This is a genomic window from Pseudarthrobacter sp. RHLT1-30-1 (assembly GCF_059383415.1).
Genome location: NZ_JBWZCG010000056.1, coordinates 1 through 5,419, shown reverse-complemented (window position 1 = coordinate 5,419; position 5,419 = coordinate 1). Strand labels below are relative to the sequence as shown.

Sequence of the window (5,419 nt, the reverse complement as noted above, 5' to 3'; positions counted from 1 at the left end):
CGGGTTTGTTGTTTGGGAACCACATAGTGGACGCAAGCAGTCTTGTTTTCTTTTTACCACCCCGGGGTGCGAACCCCTTTTGAATGGGTTCGCGGGGTGGTGTGTGGTGTAAGTTATCGGCCTATTAGTACCGGTCAGCTTCACGAGTCGTTAGTCCTCGCTTCCACATCCGGCCTATCAACCCAGTGGTCTGGCTGGGGGCCTCTCACACACAAGGTGTATGGAAATCTCATCTCGAAGCGAGCTTCCCGCTTAGATGCTTTCAGCGGTTATCCCATCCGAACGTAGCTAATCAGCGGTGCACTTGGCAGTACAACTGACACACCAGAGGTTCGTCCGTCCCGGTCCTCTCGTACTAAGGACAGCCCTTCTCAAATTTCCTGCGCGCGCAGCGGATAGGGACCGAACTGTCTCACGACGTTCTAAACCCAGCTCGCGTACCGCTTTAATGGGCGAACAGCCCAACCCTTGGGACCTACTCCAGCCCCAGGATGCGACGAGCCGACATCGAGGTGCCAAACCATGCCGTCGATATGGACTCTTGGGCAAGATCAGCCTGTTATCCCCGAGGTACCTTTTATCCGTTGAGCGACGGCCATTCCACAATGTACCGCCGGATCACTAGTCCCGACTTTCGTCCCTGCTCGAGATGTCTCTCTCACAGTCAAGCTCCCTTGTGCACTTACACTCGACACCTGATTGCCAACCAGGCTGAGGGAACCTTTGGGCGCCTCCGTTACTTTTTAGGAGGCAACCGCCCCAGTTAAACTACCCATCAGGCACTGTCCCTGACCCGGATTACGGGCCGAAGTTAGATGTCCAAAGTGACCAGAGTGGTATTTCAACGATGACTCCACCCGAACTGGCGTCCGGGCTTCAACGTCTCCCACCTATCCTACACAAGCCACTCCGAACACCAATACCAAACTATAGTAAAGGTCTCGGGGTCTTTCCGTCCTGCTGCGCGTAACGAGCATCTTTACTCGTACTGCAATTTCGCCGAGTTTATGGTTGAGACAGCGGGGAAGTCGTTACTCCATTCGTGCAGGTCGGAACTTACCCGACAAGGAATTTCGCTACCTTAGGATGGTTATAGTTACCACCGCCGTTTACTGGGGCTTGAATTCTCAGCTTCGCCTTGCGGCTAACCGGTCCTCTTAACCTTCCAGCACCGGGCAGGAGTCAGTCCGTATACATCGTCTTGCGACTTCGCACGGACCTGTGTTTTTAGTAAACAGTCGCTTCCCCCTGGTCTCTGCGGCCCCTGCACGCTCCGGACAGCAAGTGTCCATCACGATGGGGGCCCCCCTTCTCCCGAAGTTACGGGGGCATTTTGCCGAGTTCCTTAACCATAATTCTCTCGATCGCCTTAGTATTCTCTACCTGATCACCTGTGTCGGTTTGGGGTACGGGCGGCTAAAACCTCGCGTCGATGCTTTTCTCGGCAGCATAGGATCACCGAATCCCCCCTTACGGGAGTCCCATCAGATCTCAGGCATCATGAACAGCGGATTTGCCTACCGTTCGCCCTACATCCTTAGACCGGGACAACCATCGCCCGGCTCGGCTACCTTCCTGCGTCACACCTGTTAATACGCTTGCCTCCCAGGATCAGGTCCCGCGCTCCACCAAAACCCGGGTCACCACAAGGGTGGCCGGGCAGGTCTCGGGCGGTTAGTATCCCCTGTTCAGCATGGACGGTTTTTCGCCGGTACGGGAATATCAACCCGTTGTCCATCGACTACGCCTGTCGGCCTCGCCTTAGGTCCCGACTTACCCAGGGCAGATTAGCTTGACCCTGGAACCCTTGATCATTCGGCGGACGGGTTTCTCACCCGTCTTTCGCTACTCATGCCTGCATTCTCACTCGTGTAGGCTCCACCGCTGGTTTACACCGCGACTTCACTGCCCACACGACGCTCCCCTACCACTCCAGACGCCTGAACCAACCCACAAGGGGCGGCTTAGCTAATATCTGAAATCCACAACTTCGGCGGTGTACTTGAGCCCCGCTACATTGTCGGCGCGGAATCACTTGACCAGTGAGCTATTACGCACTCTTTTAAGGATGGCTGCTTCTAAGCCAACCTCCTGGTTGTCTTCGCAACTCCACATCCTTTCCCACTTAGCACACGCTTAGGGGCCTTAGTTGGTGGTCTGGGCTGTTTCCCTCTCGACTATGAAGCTTATCCCCCACAGTCTCACTGCTGCGCTCTCACTTACCGGCATTCGGAGTTTGGCTGACGTCAGTAACCTTGTAGGGCCCATTAGCCATCCAGTAGCTCTACCTCCGGTAAGAAACACGCAACGCTGCACCTAAATGCATTTCGGGGAGAACCAGCTATCACGAAGTTTGATTGGCCTTTCACCCCTACCCACAGCTCATCCCCTCCATTTTCAACTGAAGTGGGTTCGGTCCTCCACGACGTCTTACCGTCGCTTCAACCTGGCCATGGGTAGATCACTTCGCTTCGGGTCTAGATCACGCCACTGCAACGCCCTATTCAGACTCGCTTTCGCTACGGCTTCCCCACACGGGTTAACCTCGCGACGTAACACTAACTCGCAGGCTCATTCTTCAAAAGGCACGCCGTCACCAGAATCAGACTGGCTCCGACGGATTGTAAGCACACGGTTTCAGGTACTGTTTCACTCCCCTCCCGGGGTACTTTTCACCTTTCCCTCACGGTACTGGTCCGCTATCGGTCATTAGGGAGTATTTAGGCTTATCAGGTGGTCCTGACAGATTCGCACGGGATTTCTCGGGCCCCGTGCTACTTGGGATACTCCCCGGGCGGTACACAACATTTCGGTTACGGGGCTCACACCCTCTCTGGCCGGCCTTTCAAGACCGTTCACCTATGCCTGCACTACACACCCCACTGTCCCGGCAGAGACAGAATGGGAAGTCCCACAACCCCGACCATGCAACGCCCGCCGGCTATCACACATGGAACGGTTTAGCCTGATCCGCGTTCGCTCGCCACTACTGACGGAATCACTATTGTTTTCTCTTCCTGCGGGTACTGAGATGTTTCACTTCCCCGCGTTCCCTCCACGCACCCTATGTGTTCAGATGCGGGTCACCAGGTAACTCGCGCCCCTGGCGGGGTTTCCCCATTCGGACACCCTGGGATCACAGTCCGGTTATCGACTCCCCCAGGCTTATCGCAGATTCCTACGTCCTTCTTCGGCTCCTAATGCCAAGGCATCCACCGTGTGCTCTTAAAAACTTGACCACAAAAGATCAAAAACGCTATTTTCGAGAGAACCACGAAAACCACCCGGACACCACCACCACAACCCAAAGGCCACAGCAACAGCACCCGGACAGATCCAGGTTCATATTCTTGGAAATTGCTTCTTATAAAAGATGCTCGCGTCCACTATGTAGTTCTCAAACAACAACCCCGTACCACACACCCCACACACGGCCCCCGCACCAAAGCAGGAACCCAACCGTATGATCGGTGCAGCCAGGAAACCAGAAACACAAGTCCCGGAACCCACAGCACAACAGCCATGAACCCCGGTCCTGTTGCCTCAGGACCCAACAGTGTGCCAAACACAAAACCACCCGTACCCTCCCCGCACCGTTCCAGAACCACCCCGCCCCCCAAAGAGGGCAGAAACAATCCGTACTGGGTGCCGGGAAAAAACCGGCGGCCGCTATTTGTTGATATTCCACCCGTGAGCACCCGCCGCAGAACTAGCGTCTGCGCAACGGGCGTACTCCTGACAACACCACCACACAGACAAAACGCCTGGCAGGGTTGTTGTAGGTGCTCCTTAGAAAGGAGGTGATCCAGCCGCACCTTCCGGTACGGCTACCTTGTTACGACTTAGTCCCAATCGCCAGTCCCACCTTCGACAGCTCCCTCCCACAAGGGGTTAGGCCACCGGCTTCGGGTGTTACCAACTTTCGTGACTTGACGGGCGGTGTGTACAAGGCCCGGGAACGTATTCACCGCAGCGTTGCTGATCTGCGATTACTAGCGACTCCGACTTCATGGGGTCGAGTTGCAGACCCCAATCCGAACTGAGACCGGCTTTTTGGGATTAGCTCCACCTCACAGTATCGCAACCCTTTGTACCGGCCATTGTAGCATGCGTGAAGCCCAAGACATAAGGGGCATGATGATTTGACGTCGTCCCCACCTTCCTCCGAGTTGACCCCGGCAGTCTCCTATGAGTCCCCGCCATCACGCGCTGGCAACATAGAACGAGGGTTGCGCTCGTTGCGGGACTTAACCCAACATCTCACGACACGAGCTGACGACAACCATGCACCACCTGTAAACCGACCGCAAGCGGGGCACCTGTTTCCAGGTGTTTCCGGTTCATGTCAAGCCTTGGTAAGGTTCTTCGCGTTGCATCGAATTAATCCGCATGCTCCGCCGCTTGTGCGGGCCCCCGTCAATTCCTTTGAGTTTTAGCCTTGCGGCCGTACTCCCCAGGCGGGGCACTTAATGCGTTAGCTACGGTACGGAAAACGTGGAATGTCCCCCACACCTAGTGCCCAACGTTTACGGCATGGACTACCAGGGTATCTAATCCTGTTCGCTCCCCATGCTTTCGCTCCTCAGCGTCAGTTAATGCCCAGAGACCTGCCTTCGCCATCGGTGTTCCTCCTGATATCTGCGCATTTCACCGCTACACCAGGAATTCCAGTCTCCCCTACATCACTCTAGTCTGCCCGTACCCACCGCAGATCCGGAGTTGAGCCCCGGACTTTCACGGCAGACGCGACAAACCGCCTACGAGCTCTTTACGCCCAATAATTCCGGATAACGCTTGCGCCCTACGTATTACCGCGGCTGCTGGCACGTAGTTAGCCGGCGCTTCTTCTGCAGGTACCGTCACTTTCGCTTCTTCCCTACTGAAAGAGGTTTACAACCCGAAGGCCGTCATCCCTCACGCGGCGTCGCTGCATCAGGCTTTCGCCCATTGTGCAATATTCCCCACTGCTGCCTCCCGTAGGAGTCTGGGCCGTGTCTCAGTCCCAGTGTGGCCGGTCACCCTCTCAGGCCGGCTACCCGTCGTCGCCTTGGTGAGCCATTACCTCACCAACAAGCTGATAGGCCGCGAGTCCATCCAAAACCACAATAAAGCTTTCCACCCCCCACCATGCGATGAGGAGTCATATCCGGTATTAGACCCAGTTTCCCAGGCTTATCCCAGAGTTAAGGGCAGGTTACTCACGTGTTACTCACCCGTTCGCCACTAATCCCCCAGCAAGCTGGGATCATCGTTCGACTTGCATGTGTTAAGCACGCCGCCAGCGTTCATCCTGAGCCAGGATCAAACTCTCCGTTGAAGTAAAACAGACACAACATGCGCCCCCGGGAAAACGGGATGCACACCCTGCACAAAATTTGAAACCAGCTGTAAAAACCAGACCACACCACGGGGTGGCGGA

At 55.7% G+C, this 5,419-nt stretch carries 2 rRNA genes; both read right to left on the bottom strand.

Features of this window, described 5'->3' with window-relative positions:
• Positions 1-103: 103 nt before the first annotated feature.
• Positions 104-3,239 (bottom strand): 23S ribosomal RNA (locus AC50YM_RS20435).
• A gap of 554 nt (positions 3,240-3,793) precedes the next feature.
• Positions 3,794-5,317, bottom strand: a 16S ribosomal RNA gene (locus AC50YM_RS20430).
• The 16S and 23S rRNA genes sit together here, the layout of an rRNA operon.
• Positions 5,318-5,419: the final 102 nt, after the last annotated feature.